The organism is Alteromonas sp. ABH4_453 (assembly GCF_056160665.1).
This window is the reverse complement of the sequence record NZ_JBSWXP010000009.1, coordinates 80,127-96,132: the sequence shown is the minus strand read 5'-3', so window position 1 is coordinate 96,132 and position 16,006 is coordinate 80,127. Positions and strand designations below refer to the sequence as shown.

Annotated in this window: 14 protein-coding genes; 9 read left to right on the top strand and 5 right to left on the bottom strand. The window is 44.7% G+C overall.

Features of this window, described 5'->3' with window-relative positions; translation table 11 throughout:
• Positions 1-63 precede the first annotated feature (63 nt).
• Positions 64-642, top strand: coding sequence for a TetR/AcrR family transcriptional regulator (locus ACXAGV_RS17225; protein ID WP_474874298.1), 579 nt, complete (start codon positions 64-66; stop codon positions 640-642).
• 51 nt (positions 643-693) lie between these two features.
• Here ACXAGV_RS17225 and ACXAGV_RS17220 read toward each other — a convergent pair whose 3' ends face one another.
• The gene (locus tag ACXAGV_RS17220) at positions 694-2,169 is read right to left on the bottom strand and encodes a catalase (RefSeq protein WP_474874297.1); all 1,476 of its coding nucleotides are present in this window, start codon (positions 2,167-2,169) and stop codon (positions 694-696) included.
• A 383-nt stretch (positions 2,170-2,552) separates the two neighbouring features.
• Between ACXAGV_RS17220 and ACXAGV_RS17215 the strand changes: the two genes are divergently transcribed.
• Complete coding sequence (locus ACXAGV_RS17215; RefSeq protein ID WP_474874296.1) at positions 2,553-3,080, top strand: hypothetical protein; 528 nt, start codon at positions 2,553-2,555, stop codon at positions 3,078-3,080.
• Positions 3,081-3,215: 135 nt separating this feature from the next.
• Here ACXAGV_RS17215 and yghU read toward each other — a convergent pair whose 3' ends face one another.
• The 4 genes from yghU to ACXAGV_RS17195 all read right to left on the bottom strand — a co-directional run bounded on the left by yghU (position 3,216) and on the right by ACXAGV_RS17195 (position 9,346).
• A complete protein-coding gene (yghU, locus tag ACXAGV_RS17210; protein WP_474874295.1) occupies positions 3,216-4,073 on the bottom strand; it encodes a glutathione-dependent disulfide-bond oxidoreductase in 858 nt (285 codons plus the stop codon).
• A 272-nt stretch (positions 4,074-4,345) separates the two neighbouring features.
• On the bottom strand, positions 4,346-4,603 hold the full coding sequence (locus ACXAGV_RS17205) for a hypothetical protein (RefSeq protein WP_474874294.1): 258 nt from the start codon (positions 4,601-4,603) through the stop codon (positions 4,346-4,348).
• 309 nt (positions 4,604-4,912) lie between these two features.
• Positions 4,913-6,604, bottom strand: coding sequence for an NAD-dependent malic enzyme (locus ACXAGV_RS17200; protein WP_474874293.1), 1,692 nt, complete (start codon positions 6,602-6,604; stop codon positions 4,913-4,915).
• Positions 6,605-6,682: 78 nt separating this feature from the next.
• Positions 6,683-9,346: a penicillin-binding protein 1A gene (locus ACXAGV_RS17195; protein WP_474874292.1), complete on the bottom strand. Its 2,664-nt coding sequence runs from the start codon at positions 9,344-9,346 to the stop codon at positions 6,683-6,685.
• A gap of 136 nt (positions 9,347-9,482) precedes the next feature.
• On the opposite strand from ACXAGV_RS17195, the gene pilM reads away from it, so the two are divergent.
• The 7 genes from pilM to aroB all read left to right on the top strand — a co-directional run bounded on the left by pilM (position 9,483) and on the right by aroB (position 15,914).
• Positions 9,483-10,550, top strand: a complete 1,068-nt coding sequence (pilM, locus tag ACXAGV_RS17190; RefSeq protein ID WP_474874291.1) for a type IV pilus assembly protein PilM — start codon at positions 9,483-9,485, stop codon at positions 10,548-10,550.
• On the top strand, positions 10,538-11,116 hold the full coding sequence (locus ACXAGV_RS17185) for a PilN domain-containing protein (RefSeq protein WP_474874290.1): 579 nt from the start codon (positions 10,538-10,540) through the stop codon (positions 11,114-11,116). Before pilM ends, ACXAGV_RS17185 begins: the two co-directional genes overlap by 13 nt.
• 2 nt (positions 11,117-11,118) lie before the next feature.
• Entirely contained in the window at positions 11,119-11,730 is a 612-nt protein-coding gene (locus tag ACXAGV_RS17180; RefSeq protein WP_474874289.1) for a type IV pilus inner membrane component PilO, read from the top strand.
• Positions 11,727-12,254, top strand: coding sequence for a pilus assembly protein PilP (locus ACXAGV_RS17175; protein ID WP_474874288.1), 528 nt, complete (start codon positions 11,727-11,729; stop codon positions 12,252-12,254). Before ACXAGV_RS17180 ends, ACXAGV_RS17175 begins: the two co-directional genes overlap by 4 nt.
• Positions 12,255-12,256: 2 nt before the next feature.
• Positions 12,257-14,032 carry a type IV pilus secretin PilQ gene (locus ACXAGV_RS17170; protein WP_474874287.1) on the top strand — a complete coding sequence of 592 codons (1,776 nt, stop codon included), beginning with the start codon at positions 12,257-12,259 and terminating at the stop codon, positions 14,030-14,032.
• A 268-nt stretch (positions 14,033-14,300) separates the two neighbouring features.
• Complete coding sequence (aroK, locus tag ACXAGV_RS17165) at positions 14,301-14,816, top strand: shikimate kinase AroK (RefSeq protein WP_118490478.1); 516 nt, start codon at positions 14,301-14,303, stop codon at positions 14,814-14,816.
• Positions 14,817-14,846: 30 nt separating this feature from the next.
• Entirely contained in the window at positions 14,847-15,914 is a 1,068-nt protein-coding gene (gene aroB / locus ACXAGV_RS17160; protein ID WP_474874286.1) for a 3-dehydroquinate synthase, read from the top strand.
• Positions 15,915-16,006 lie beyond the last annotated feature (92 nt).

The window sequence follows — 16,006 nt, the reverse complement described above, 5'->3', positions numbered from 1 at the left end:
ACAGTGTTATAAAGCCACCTTACATAACGGTGTTATATTGCGCAACATGTAAATGATGTGTAAATGAAAAAAGATACGCGACAAAAGATCTTAGATGCGGCTTCTGCACTGTTTCTGAAGGGCGGTACAAATGCACTGAGCGTGCGTGCCATTGCTGAAGGCGCAGGTATGTCTACTATTGGTATTTATAGCCATTTCAAAGGTAAGCAGGGTATTTTAGATGCACTCTACATTGAAGGCTTTGAACTAGTAGAGCGTGAAATGTTGGCAGCCGATGGCAATACAGCGGCAGAAAAAGTGATTAATGGCTGTGAGCGTATATTAACGTTTTCAGAAACCCATGCTGCCCATTATCGGTTAATTTTCGCCTCTAATTTGAAAGACTATACGCCATCAGATGAAGCTATCGAGGCAGGTAAAAAAGCCTTTATCACGCTAACTAAGCTTACCGCGGCGTTAATCAAAAAAGATCTGTCTGTTGAAGAAAAGCAAGATGTGGCTATGCAGGTTTGGGCGCTTAATCACGGGTACATTACCTTAAACCAGCACGAAATTAGCAACCGGATTACTTGGAACAATTGGAAAGAACGCGCACTTCAGGCCATTCGCTTACACGTTTATGCCCTAGTCGCTACCCAGTAACAAAGCGGGGTCAGAGTACATTTTCCAAAATTAACTCTGACCCCATTTACTTTATCTGCTGGCTACCGCCTTTCTAACACGAGCCCCGTAGTCGCTATCTGCTAAGTCGTATTGAACGAACATGGCTTCTTGAACATCTTGAGTCGCTTGGCTTAAACCATCAGCGATATTGTTTACCAACTGCTGCTTTTGGTCTTCACTCATAATGCGGTACAGATCACCTGCCTGAGAGTAGTTGTCTTCATCACGGTTATCATAAATGTCTAACCATGCATCTTGCTCTAATGGCATCGGTGGCTCCTGCACCTCTGACATTTCAGCAGGCTCACCAATGCGAGCACGGTTATTTGGATAGAAGTTTGCTCCACTTCCCGCAAGTGCTGGGTTAATCCCTGCAAAAGCGCCATCTCGCTGATAATTGTGTACCGGACAACGTGGTGCATTTACCGGTATTTGGTTGTAGTTTGCACCAATGCGGTATCTGTGTGCATCTTGATAGGCAATTAGTCGCGCTTGAAGCATTCTGTCTGGCGATGCGCCAATACCCGGTACCAAATTGCTCGGCGCGAACGCCGCTTGCTCAGTTTCTGCAAAGTAGTTATCAACATTGCGGTTTAACTCCAACTGTCCAACTTCAATTAATGGGAAGTCGCTGTGCGGCCATACCTTGGTAAGATCAAACGGATTGATATGATAATTACGTGCTTCCTCTTCGGTCATAATCTGCACGTTTACTGTCCATGATGGGAAATCGCCTTTATCAATGCTTTCAACCAGATCTTGCTGAGCGCCATAGGCAGGCATCTTTTCCGCTTCTTCGTTAGTGAGCGTTTTAATACCCTGGTTAGTTTTAAAGTGCCACTTTACCCAATAGCGCTCACCTGCGTTGTTCCAAAAGCTTAAAGTATGTGAGCTATAGCCATTCACGTGGCGATAGGAAAGCGGTATACCGCGGTCAGACATCAAAATCGTTGATTGGTGTAGCGACTGCGGGTTGTTCGCCCAAAACTCATAGACCGCTTGAGGATCTGGCAAGTTAGTGCGTGGGTTCTTTTTCTGGCTGTGTATAAAATCAGGGAACTTAATACCATCTCGCAAGAAGAACACAGGCGTATTATTTCCCACCATATCCCAGTTACCTTGCGCGGTGTAAAACTTCACCGAAAAACCACGAGGATCACGGGCGTAATCACTTGAATCCTGGCCGCCACCTACCGTAGAAAATCGCAAGAACACATCGGTTTTTTGCCCTTCTTTTTGCAAGAAGTCAGCAATAGTATAGTCAGACAAACTTTTAGTTAGCGTGAAAGTCCCATGCGCTGCACTACCTCGGGCGTGAACTACACGCTCTGGAATTCGCTCGCGGTTAAAGTGCGCAAGCTTCTCGAATAGATAGTGGTTATCGAAAGTAACAGGTCCGCGCGGGCCTGCAGTTCGACTTTGATTGTCATTAGCAACGGGCGCACCATTGCTAGATGTTAGCGTGGTAGGGTTTATAGCTGTACCTGAAAATGGACACTTACTCATTGCGAATTCCTTCTAGTTTTTTCTCGCCCTCTTTTCAGCTTTACTAATAGTCTCGCTAAAACTGGGCACTACATGCGCAATTAACAATGTTTTGTTAATCACCTTTTTCGTTTAAAGAGATAATCCCTGATTCATCAACGCAATTAAAGTAAACAAAATAGATAATGCTAATCGTTATTTCAAATCACAATGAGGCACTCGTTATCAGGTGGTAGCCTTTACATATTTATTAATATTGTCGGGGCATCGAACAACGAAAATCAGCGTCGGCGAGCTTTGTATGACTAAAAAGAGCGAATTACTTTTTTGCAATGAAAGTCTAGCGATGTGCTTTTTTCGTAAATAGAAAACTAAATATTCGCAATCGACTAAGGGCTTGCACCATGACAAAGCCACTCATATTCATCACCGGTTTCATAATGTTGTGCATGATTGCTTTTGCGTCTTGGAAGACTTTTGAAACGCTTATGGAGTTTAACGACAAAAATAACGAACTAACTTTTATGGGCAGTTCGGGTTGGCAGTGGCATAACAAATCACAAGGGCTTCAAATTAAGCGTGCAGACAGTTATTTGCCTGCGATGAGAAAAGTATCCGAGAGTAAAGAGTATGCTTCTCTTATTACCATCACTGAAAACGGAAATTATCGCGGCTTTGTATTTTTTGACCAAGACTGTGAAGAAGGCGCCATTGTCTCGGAGCGGGTAGCTTACAGTTCGGCAGAACCCCCAAAACTTGAAGTGTTACACTGCCTTCATGGAAAGCTGGTATATATGAAAAACTGGACAACAGCACCTACAGAAAGGTGGCGTGGTCGTGTGGGCGACTTTGAATTCGATGAAGCCTTAAATGAATGGGATTTCACTCCACTTCAACAAGCCTATTTAAAGAGTGTGGCAGAGCTCATCTGAAAATTGGGGTCAGAGTACTTTTTTAAGCTTTCGGGCCAGAGTAAGTTCTGACCCCGTTTTATGTTGATGCCCTTCGTTAGCCATTCTGATGCTAAAAAGGCGATTAACCAAAGTAATGTACTCTGACCCCATTGTTTAGGTGTTGGCGAGGGCGTCATCGATATCTTTTGCGCTGTGGCGGTTTTCTAGCTGGCCGTCATCGCCCCAAGTCTTATTGACAATACGGCCACGCTTTACACCTTCGCGCTGCTCTAGTTGTTTAGCCCAGCGGATTAAGTTGGTGTACTCGTGCACTTGAAGGAACGTTGCTGCATCATACAGATTTCCGAGCACTAAATTGCCGTACCACGGCCATATAGCCATATCAGCGATACTGTATTCGCTACCTGCCATGTACTCGTTGTTTGCTAGGTGCTTGTCTAGCACATCTAGCTGACGCTTAGTTTCCATGGTAAAGCGATTGATAGGATATTCCATTGGATACGGCGCGTAGCTGTAGAAGTGCCCGAAACCACCACCTAAATATGGCGCTGACCCCACCTGCCAGAACAGCCAATTGAAGCACTCTGCCTTTGCATGGGCGTCTTGGGGAATAAACTTTCCAAACTTTTCCGCCAAGTAAACTAAGATTGATCCCGACTCGAAAAGCTTGGTTTCTGGTGCCGTTGTAGTATCGACCATAGCTGGAATTTTGCTATTCGGATTAACGTCAACAAACCCAGAGGAAAACTGATCGCCCTCACCAATGTTTATTAGCCAAGCGTCGTATTCTGCTTCGTTCACGCCAGCGGCCAACAACTCTTCTAGCATGATAGTAACTTTCTGACCGTTAGGTGTGGCTAACGAGTGAAGCTGCAAACTATGTTCGCCATTCTGGCGAGCCTTTTCATGGGTAGCCCCCGACACAGGGCGATTGATACTGGCCCACTTGTTGCCATCATCCTCAGCCTGAGTCCAAACCTCGGGTGGCGTGTAGTTACTTTCTGTCGACATAGCAATTCCTTTAAATGACTTTATCGTTAAGGTTAGTGCAATACATAGCTACTAAGAACAGCTTTTAAAGACTTATAGCTCATCACTGTCGACTAATAAACGGTGATATACGGTTACTGACATAAAAAAGCCGCACTTTGTTAAGATACAAAGCACGGCCTTAATAATAAAAGGCGAGCAGTCCATTGCCCGCAAACTGGAACTATTCGATACCCACCGTTAAGATTTCAAAGGAAAAAGCAGTGTCTATATCGATAGCGTGTAATCGTGAGTTACTTGACCTTGTAATAGGCGTCAATTAGGTCGGATTCATCCAAATAAACAAACATTTCACTTTGTTCATCTAGGGTACTTTCTGAAGCAGGTTCGGTAGCTTTTTCCGTAGCCTTTTCATCATGTGCTACCACATCAATATTAGTTGCATCACAAGCAGACAGTGTTGCAAGAGCTGCCATAACTAACGACGTAGAGAATGAGCGCTTCATAACTTGCGCACAGAAGGGATTAGTCTTGCTCTTTAACTTTGTCATCAATAACACCTCTTGCTCCTTGTTGTAACTAGTAGGAAGAGTATCAATCATTGTGCCAACTAAAATTAATCGATATTTATCAGTACTTTAAGAAACGCGAGACGGTAAAGGCAGTATAATGAATGAAGGAAATGTTGCGCATAGGCAACACTATTTTACATTTGTTAACGATTACTCGCGAGATGTATGAAAAGCGAACAAATTACATTTGTTTATTTCTGTTAATGCTAGAGAAGTAATGAAGAAAACCTAATCTACAGGCACAAAAAAAGCAGGCTTAGCCTGCTTTTTTGTTGCCATTACATTTTACTAAATGCTAACGCGCTTATAAGGACGATACTCTGCTTTCCAGAAGTTTCGCTCAATGCTGGCGCGCAGTGCGTCGTCAGACATTTCCAAGGCTAGTCCCTGCTCCATCGCTACTCTGCCCACTTCAAAAGCAATCTCACGGCTAATTTCTGCAATTGCTGCAAGTGGTGGCAACAACGAACCTTGACCTGTGTTGACTAATGGCGACGCTGCCGCTAGCGCGTTACTTGCAGCCATTAACATTTCATCACTGATAAGCCTGGCTTTTGATGCGACAACACCAAGGCCGATGCCAGGGAAAATATACGAGTTATTACACTGAGCAATAGGGATAATATTGCCATTGTACTCAACAGGCTTGAACGGACTACCTGTTGCAATAATTACCTCACCTTCGGTCCATTCAATTACTTGCTCGGGGCGCGCCTCAACCTGACGAGAAGGGTTACTCAACGGGAAGATGATTGGCAGCTCACAGCCTTGTTTCATGGCACGAATAACTTGTTCAGTGAATAAGCCTGGCTGACCTGAAACACCAATAAGTACGTCTGGCTTCGCGCAGTGCATCACATCTAGCAAAGAAGCGTAGTCACCGCTGAATGTCCAATCTGCCAAGTCAGCATTCTTCTGCTGTAGTTTTTGTTGGAAGTCGCGTAAACCTTCCATGCCTTCTGATACCAAGCCAAAACGGTCAATCATGAACACTTGCTTACGTGCTTGTTCGTCAGTAAGGCCTTCAAACACCATTTGCTGAATAAGCATTTCAGCAATACCACAGCCCGCAGAACCCGCCCCCACGAACACCACCTTCATGTCGCGTAGCTTTTGCTGTTTGGTTTTACACGCCGCCAGAATAGTACCAAGGGTAACGGCAGCGGTACCCTGAATATCGTCATTAAAACAGCATACGTCGTTGCGATAGCGGTTTAATAACGGCATAGCGTTTGGCTGCGCAAAATCTTCAAACTGAATCATTACATCAGGCCAACGTCGCTTCACAGCGTTAATGAACATATCTACGAATTCGTCGTATTCTTCCTGTCCTATACGCGGATGGCGCGCCCCCATGTACATCGGGTCGTTTAGTAGCTTTTCGTTGTTAGTGCCTACATCTAACATCACAGGCAACGTGTACGCCGGGCTAATACCACCGCAAGCTGTGTATAGCGACAGCTTTCCTATAGGAATGCCCATACCTCCTATACCTTGGTCACCCAAGCCTAGAATGCGCTCACCGTCGGTCACAACAATAACTTTCACTTTTCGTTTAGTCGCATTGCGAACGATATCATCTAGTTGATGGCGCTCTTCATAAGACACAAACAAGCCGCGAGAACTGCGATAGATATCAGAGAACTGTTCACACGCATCACCCACTGTTGGCGTGTAGATAATTGGCATCATCTCATCTATGTGCTTTTGAATAAGGCGGTAAAACAAGGTTTCATTGTTGTCTTGTATAGCGCGCAGGTAGATATGCTTATTTAGCGCTTCATCAAAGCTGCTGTACTGCATGTAAGCACGTTCAACTTGCTCTTCAATAGTTTCGTACCGTGGAGGCACAAGACCGGTTAGGTTAAACGCAGCTCTTTCGCGTGCAGTGAAGGCACTGCCTTTATTCAGTAGGGGTGTTTCCAGCAGTGAAGGGCCGGCATGAGGAATATAAAGATATCGCTGTGAATCTTCTGACATTGGTTTTCCGATAATGTGTTCAGGGCAAATACATCGCCTTCGCCTGAAGCAGCACGCATACAGCGTGCTTTTTTATAATTAAAATATTTCTTCTGGCTCTGGCGCAGTTGTCTTGTCCTGCGTGGCTGGATCTAACACTTCGTCATCGCGAACGTAAGTAGTTGGCTCAGTACCTTGCAGGAAATATTCGAATAGTGTCGTATGGTCTGTTCGTCTGGTCAACTTTCCACTGGTACGATCAATGCGAACACGTACTATATTTTCGGGTACGGGCATGGGCGTGTGCGGTTTGTCTCTCAAAGCAAATTGCATAAATCTGATCCATGCAGGACCTGCAGCTTTAGCACCATCTTCGGTACCAATTAGCGCGTTGCCTATCCAGTTAAACTTCTCAGGATCCTTATTAATCAAATTTTGATTACGCGTGGCACGTCCTAACTGACGACCCATATTGTCGAACCCGACCCAAGTAGTTGCCACCAAGTCTTTGTGGAAGCCGCTAAACCAGGTATCTCGTGAATCATTCGTTGTACCTGTTTTGCCAGCAATATCAGTACGCTGAAGAATATTGCGAGCACGCCAGCCTGTGCCTAGCCAATAGGTTTTTTTACTCCAATTCCCGTTTGCTCTAACCGCTGTACGCATCATCTCTGCTACTAAAAAGGCGTTTTGTGCAGTGATTACCTGTGGCGCTATCACTTTTTCTTCGCTTTCATCACCATCGACGTCACCAAGCAAAATGTCTTGATTTAATTCTGCGGCAAGTAAGGCTTCAATATCCGCGTCTTCGTCTTCAGGCAGAATTTCTTGTTCGCTTTGGCTTTCACAACGATTACACGCCCACACAGGGTTTGCTTTCCAAAGTTCGTCACCGTTTTCGTCAAGTACCTTGCTTATGAAATGAGGGTTTACTAAATAACCGCCATTAGCGATGACCGACATGCCTCTTACCACTTCAAGTGGCGTGTGCGAACTCGAACCAAGAGACACAGTTTCATCTAACGGAATGTCGTCTTTATTAAATCCAAAACGCGTTAGATAATCAGCCGTTTCTCTAAGACCAACACCACGAAGTAATCGAACCGATACCACGTTTTTCGATTTACCCAAGGCTTTACGCATTCTGATTGGGCCATCGTATTCAGCCGGCGAATTTTGCGGGCGCCAGGCGACACCTGTAGCGGCATTCCATTGGTTAATAGGCGCATCATTGATAATAGACGCAAGGGTGTAACCATTGTCTACTGCAGCTGAATAAACGAAAGGTTTGATGTTTGAACCCACTTGGCGCTTAGCCTGGGTAGCCCTATTAAATTGGCTTTGGTAGAAGCTATAACCGCCAACCACGGCTTCAACCGCGCCGTTTTTCGGGTTAAGTGCAATAAAGGCTCCGCTTACCTCGGGGATTTGCGAAATGCGCCACTGCCCTTCTTGCTGTCTGATATAAACTACCGCCCCTTCTTGGGTAACATCTGACGCGGTTTTAGGGTCACTACCCTGCCTAAAATCCGTAATATAGCGCCTAGCCCAGTCCAATCCATCCCACTCTACCGTAATCGTTCTTCCATCTACGGCAAGCACATCGATTGACTGTTCATTTACCTTTGTTACCACAGAAGGTAACAAAGGCTTGATGTGAGGGATTTCTTCAAGCACTCGTATAAGTGATTCATCATCCCATTCTTCACGAGATGTTCTATTGCTTACATCAAAACTTAGCGAAAGCTGGGGAATTACGTCATCTTTACCTTCTAGCTTAGGAATATTCCATAAATACCCGAGTGCGCCTTTATAACCATGACGCTCATCATAATCATGAAGGTTTCTTACCACAGCACGCTGGGCAGCTAGTTGGAGGTCCGACGATGCAGTAGCGAATACCTGATAACCACCGGTTTCCGCTTCTTCTTTTCCATAAATTTCGACCATTTCATTGTAAATGGTGTCAGCTAAATAAGGGGCATCAACTTCAATTTCGGCACCGTGTTTCTTTGCTGAAACTGGCGCATTTGCAGCTTCATCGAACTGCGCTTTAGTGATGTATCCTTCGTCAAGCATGCGAAGTAACACCACTCGTCTGCGCTCAACAGAGCGTTGCGGCCCGCTGATAGGGTTAAGCACTGATGGTGCCTTTGGAAGGCCGGCAATAGTAGCAATTTGAGCTAATGAAAGCTCGTTAAGCGGTTTACCGTAATACACTTGAGCAGCCGCACCAAAACCAAAAGCTCTATGACCTAACTCAATTTTGTTGAGGTATAGTTCGAGAATTTCTTGCTTAGAAAGCTCCTGCTCCATGTGCAATGCAATGAATATTTCTTTTATCTTACGAATATAGGTTTTTTCACGGCTCAGGAAAAAACCTCGCGCTAGCTGCATGGTTAACGTACTTGCTCCCTGACGCTTTTCGCCAGTTAAGACTAAACTTACTGCTGCACGCATTATACCAATGGGATCGATACCATGGTGTTCGTAGAATCGACTGTCTTCGGTAGCGAGTATGGCGTCAATTAATTCTTGTGGAACTTCCTCAAGTTTTACGGGGATCCGCCGTTTAACTCCATACTGCGAAATGAGTTTTCCGTCTTTGGTGTATATCTGCATGGGGGTTTGCAGCCTTACATCCTTAAGTACAGTAACGCTTGGCAGGTCAGGTTTGATATAAAAGTAAATACCTACCAGTGCTGCAAAACCAAGAAGGCCTGATAGAAAGCTAAATAAAATAAGTGGTTTAATGTACTTCACTGTAACGGATACCAAGACATTTTGTTGAAATGACGTATATTCTATACGTATGTGTTATCTGTAGAACCATACGCACAATACTAATAGAGTAATATTGTACTTTAGAGCGACTACCTTTGAAACTGGACACTTGCACATGAAATCGCTGTTCAAAAAAAAGCTGCCGCCCATTGTGGGCTTAGATATAGGCACGCGTCAAATAAAAGCGGTATGGCTAGAACAATCAAAAGACGGGTTTGTCCTTCAAGGGTATGCCTGCGAGCCGATCACTAAGATCGCTTTTTCAGAGCGAGATATCAAAGATTATGAATCGGTAAGCATTGCGCTGAAAAAAATTCGCAAATCTCTGAAGACAAAATTAAAGTTGGCGAATGTTGCGGTGGCAGGAACTTCAGTCATTAGCAAAATCGTGTACATGGATCCTGAACAAAACGATTATGATCTTGAAAATCAAATAGAAATAGAGGCGGACAGTCTAATTCCCTATCCTCTTGAAGAAGTCTATTTAGATTTTGAAGAAATGGGGCCAAGTACAACCCATACTGGCAAAGTAAACGTCTTGCTGACCGCTGCTCATAAAGACTTGGTAGATAGCCGTTTGCTTCTAACAAGAGAAGCCAATTTCGAGCCTAAAATTGTTGATATGGAAAATTACGCCATTGGTAATGCGTTAGACTTTTTTCACCCCCCTCAGCCAGAAGATGAGCCACTTTGCTGCATTAATGTGGGTGCCTCGCTACTTCAAATATGCGTGATCAAAAATGGTGACGTAATTTATACAAAAGAGCATGCGTTTGGGCTTAACCAATTAATCAATGATATTAGTGCCATCCATATGGTAGAACGAGAGGCGGCAGAGCGTCAGCTGTTAGACGGCACGCTTTCAGGCAACTGGGTAGAAGATACCCTCCCCATCTTTGCAGCTAACCTTCAGCAGAACATAAACCGGGCGCTTCAGATGTATATGAGCACGCTACATTCAGAGCGCCCAAGTAAGATTCTATTAAGTGGCGGCGCAGCGACCATCGAACCATTGGTAGATATTCTGAAACAAGACTTAGGCCTTGAGGTAGATTGCTTTAACCCGTTCAGCAATATGACGATAAACCCAAAACTTGACACTACTCGACTTAACAAAATTGCGCCACAGCTTGCAATTGCTGCGGGTCTGGCGAGCCGGAGCTTTACGCCATGGCACATGTAAATTTACTTCCGTGGCGAGAAAAGCAACGTCAACATCAAAAACAACAATACTTAGTTGGCTTGATTGCCGTTGCGGCTATTGTAGGCTTAATTTTTTGGTTTATAGGGCAAGCTATCGACCAGCAGATTAATAACCAAAACTCACGTAACCAATATCTTGAACGCGAAATCGCAACTCTTGATGCACAGATCGGCGAAATCAAGAAACTAAAAGACAAAAAGAACGCTGTTGAACAACGTATGACCTTAATTGAACAGCTTCAGGCCAGCCGTAATGTCGCGCCTATTGTGTTTGATGAACTAGCCAAATTGGTACCTCAAGGTGTGGCGTTTGAATCAATGACAAGAAGTAATAACAGCATCAAAATAGAAGGGATAAGCGACTCTAATAATCGCTTATCAGATTTTATGCGGGCCTTAGATAACTCTAAAGTATTTGTGGGCGCAGAACTCTCTACGATTAAGTCTGACAGCAGCGCGGCAAGAGCTATTAGCAACTTTACCCTTACATTTTCTATCGCGCCGAATGTTGCTCCCCTAAAAAGCGCTAGTAGTGAGGCGCCATAATTATGAAGTTTGACGTTTCGAAACTTAAAGAATTAAACGAACTCGATTTTGAACAGATTGCTATTTGGCCGAATGAGGTTCGCATCGTCGTTGCTGCATTCGTCGCAATATTAGTAGGCGCCCTTAGCTATTATACGTTGGTAAGCCCGAAGCTCCCTATCAAGGATGCAGCTGAGCTGAAAGAACAAGAGCTTAAGCTACAGTTTGAAGCGAAGTACCGTATCGCGGCGAATTTAGAAGCTTATGAAGCGCAGCTCGCGAAAATTAAAGAAGATTTTTCTTCCATGCTTAAGAGCTTACCCACCAGTAACGAAACGCCAGGTTTGCTTGACGACATCACTTATGTCGGTACATCGGCAGGTCTGACATTTGAACTACTTAACTGGCAACAAGAAGTACCGAAAGAATTCTACACTGAGCTACCTATAGAAATGGAAGTCAGCGGCGGATATCACAACTTTGGGGAATTCGTGTCTAAAGTGGCGGACTTACCTCGTATAGTTACTCTGCATGACTTTGATATTAAACGGGAAGCCAACGGGCTATCCCTTAAACTTCAAGCCAAAACCTATCGTTCTGAAAACTCCTCTGATTTTGAAGGAGATGAGCAATGATTCGTGCACTTATTTCTCTTTTGGCCTTGTTACTTATTGCGGGCTGCTCGCCAAAACTGAATGACCTTCAAGCCTACACGCAAAGTGTGAAATCGCGTGCACAGCCTCAAATCGAGCCCTACCCAGAGTTTAAAACCCACCCGCCATTTAGTTACACTGCAAGCGCACTTAGGAGCCCGTTTGATCGCCCGCGCAACAATGCAGCCCCGGTAGCTAAAGCTCGCGTGGAAAATTGTCTACAGCCTAACTTTCAACGTCCAAAGGAAGCATTGGAGGCCTATGGCGTAGATGCCCTCGCGCTTGCCGGCAATTTTGCGGTTAAAGGAGTGAAATGGGCATTACTAAAAAGCAACGACGGCGCGCTACATAAAGCGAAATTAGGGAGCCGTATCGGATTGTTTTATGGCAAAATTATGCAAATTGACACCGACTCAATTACTATTGAACAACTATTACCTGATGGTGCAGGCTGCTGGCAAAGGAAAACAACAACAATGACTACAGCATCGAAGGCGGGAGAGTAAGCATGGCCGAACGATATATTTTCAACAAATCTCTCAATCGTAGAGCGCCTAGATGGTATTGGCTGGCCTTCGTTGTCGCTGCAATATTTTCGTTCACCCTTCTGGTTTCTCATTCTGTCAAAGCACAAGAGCCACTACTGGTAGATCCTAACGCGAAGAGAAGTGAAACGGCCCCAACTACCACCATTACGAATATAGACTTTACCCAAGCAGCAAATAGCACTGCAGTTACCTTAGTAGAATTTGTGGGCACAGCACCAAAGGCGCAGCTTATTGAATCTCAAGGAAAGGTGACACTTACACTCACCAATACTGCATTAGCTGAAGATCAGCTAGTAGAACTAAGCGTGGCGGACTTCGGCACTATCGTTTCGACCATAGAAACCTTTGAAGACGAAAACGCCGCCCGTATTGAGATAAACTACTCGGGCCCAGTTACCGTCAAAAACACGGTAAAAGATAGCGTATTACGCGTAGCAATTTCACCGATGGACAGTGAACAGCAAGAAGCACTTGAGGCAGAGAAGAAGTATACTGGCGACCCTATTTCTCTTGATTTTCAAGATGTACCTGTAAGACAAGTTTTGCAAATTATTGCGCAAGTTAATGGCTTTAACCTCGTCACGACAGACACAGTATCAGGCAATGTTACTATCAGTTTATCTGGCGTTCCTTGGGATCAAGCCTTAGATATGATCTTGCGTGTTAAAGGACTAGACAAGCGTTTAGAGGGCAACATCTTATTGATTGCGCCGGCAGAAGAATTGTCTGCTCGTGAAACTCAAGCGTTGCAATCTAAGAAACAAGTCTCAGATTTAGCCCCTTTGCATACGGTAAATATTTCAGTTAACTACGCTAAAGCCTCTGCATTGGCTACTATTCTGAAATCTGCCGAAGGCGGTATTCTTTCCGAGCGTGGCGGTGTTACGGTAGATGAGCGAACCAACACCCTACTTATACGCGACACGTTAGCCTCTATCGATGAAGCAAGAAAAACCATCAATGCGTTAGATATTCCAGTGAAGCAAGTGCTGATTGAAAGCCGTATGGTTACTGTGCTTGACGATGTAGACGAGCAGCTTGGCGTTCGTTGGGGTTTCAGCGACCGTCAAGACGATAATGGTGTGTCGGGAAGCCTTGAGGCCGCAGACACCATTGCCGGCGGCATAGTGCCTAGCATTGATAATCGCCTTAATGTGAACCTGCCTGTAACCAGCGCTGCGGGAAGCATCGGCTTTCAAATTGCGAGCTTAGTAGACGGTACAATATTAGATCTTGAACTTTCTGCACTAGAGTCGGAAAACAAAGGAGAAATTATTGCAAGTCCTCGTATTACTGTGGCCAATCAACATGAAGCTTATATTGAACAGGGTACGGAAATACCCTATGTGCAGGCAACGTCAAGCGGCGCTACATCGGTTGAATTTAAAAAAGCGGTTCTATCGCTAAAAGTTACCCCTCATATTACGCCAGATAATCGCATTATTTTGGACTTAGTGGTAACCCAAGATACCCGTGGTGAAACTGTATCTACATCAACCGGTGATGCAGTTGCTATCGATACACAGGAAATTAAAACGCAGGTATTGGTTGAAAACGGCGAAACCATTGTACTTGGTGGGATTTTCCAGCAAACAAGTTCTGATGGCGTATCCAAGGTACCTTTATTTGGTGACTTACCCGTTGTGGGTGCCTTATTTAGAAATACGTCACAACTTCAGCAGAAGAGAGAGTTACTCATTTTTGTTACACCCAAAATTGTAACTGAACGTCCATAAAAACAGTTTTATCTTCAAAAATCGCGCATCTTAATGCGCTTTTTTTGTTTTTAGACCTTTTTTATCACTAAATTTACAGGTATACGCTATTTGTTAGTAACAAAACTTGCAACGCCTTGCATGAAACTGAGATAATCCCCGCCTCGAAATTTAAGCGAGGTTTAAGGAGTGGTGCTTATTGGACACTAAATAGGCACGAGTCAATGGGTAGGCTGGTAAGGCAACAGTGCACTGCCCCTAACATGATTAAGTTGTGATATAAGCAAATATGGCTGAAAAACGTAATATCTTTTTAGTTGGCCCAATGGGTGCTGGCAAAAGTACCATCGGTAGACATCTGGCAGACGAACTTCACCTAGACTTTTTTGATTCGGATCAGGAAATTGAGCGCCGTACAGGTGCAGATATCGCCTGGATCTTCGACTTAGAAGGCGAAGACGGTTTCCGTAATCGTGAAGAAAACGTCATTAACGATTTGACAGATAAGCAAGGTATTGTACTTGCCACTGGCGGCGGTTCTATTGTAACTAAAGCGGTGCGTAATCGTTTATCTGCTCGCGGCATTGTCGTTTACCTTCAAACCACAATCGATAAGCAAGTTGCACGTACACAACGCGACAAACGTCGCCCTTTGCTACAAAACGAAGATCCAGAACAAGTTCTTCGCGATCTTGCAGAAATGCGCAACCCGCTTTACGAAGAAGTAGCTGATTACATTGTTGATACAGACGACCAGAGCGCGCGTGCTGTAGCAAATCAAATTATCAGTAAAATCGGTCTATAAATTAAATATGTAATAGGAGGTGCTACGCCAATGTCAACCTTAACTGTGGAACTTGGAGAACGTAGCTATCCTATACAGATAGAGGCTGGGCTGCTTTCGCAACCCGGCCTTTTTAGTGCCTATATTAAAGGTCCACTGGCCGTTATCGTAACAAACGAAACCGTTGCGCCACTTTACTTAGAAACCGCCAAAGCAGCTTGTGGTGACGTTCGCGTTGAAACCATCGTTCTGCCAGACGGCGAACAGTATAAGAATTTAGAACAATTCGAAGTTGTCATGACCCGTCTTCTCGAATTGAATGCGGCAAGAGACACGACACTGATAGCCCTTGGTGGTGGTGTAATTGGCGACCTAACAGGATTCGTGGCAGCCACCTACCAACGCGGTGTGCCTTTTATCCAGGTACCTACTACCCTGCTTTCTCAGGTAGACTCATCGGTAGGCGGAAAAACGGCGGTAAACCATCCTCTTGGTAAAAACATGATTGGTGCTTTTTACCAACCGGTTTATGTTGCTATCGATACCAATTCATTAGGTACCTTGCCGAAAAGAGAATTCGCTGCTGGCATGGCAGAAGTCATTAAATACGGCATTATTTACGACGCCCCGTTTTTTAAGTGGCTCGAAGATAACGTAGATGCACTTACGTCACTTGATACTGAAATCCTTACTTACGCCATTTCTCGCTGCTGCGAAATAAAAGCGGACGTTGTTGCGAAAGATGAACGGGAAGGTGGCTTACGCGCCATTCTTAATCTTGGCCATACCTTTGGTCACGCCATTGAAGCCGAACAAGGCTATGGTAACTGGCTACACGGAGAAGCGGTAGCCGCTGGTACTATAATTGCTTGTAAAGCTGCTGAAGCATTATCATGGTTTGAAGCGTCAGAAACAAGACGCGTGTCAGCGCTATTTGAAGCTTTTGCACTGCCTATTGCAGGGCCTGGTAGCATGACGAAAGACGACTATGTTAAGCACATGAAACGCGATAAGAAAGTGGAAGCAGGCAGTATTCGATTTGTACTTCCTCAAGGCATTGGCAAAGCGGTTGTTACTAAAGACGTCACCGACGCCATCCTTACTGACATTCTCTCTTAATCAATCGCGTTCGCGAAAAACTGGCAGCGTGCCCTTTCATTATTCCCGAGACTTAGGGACTAATAACAAAGTGCGTTGCTAGACTAGTTTGA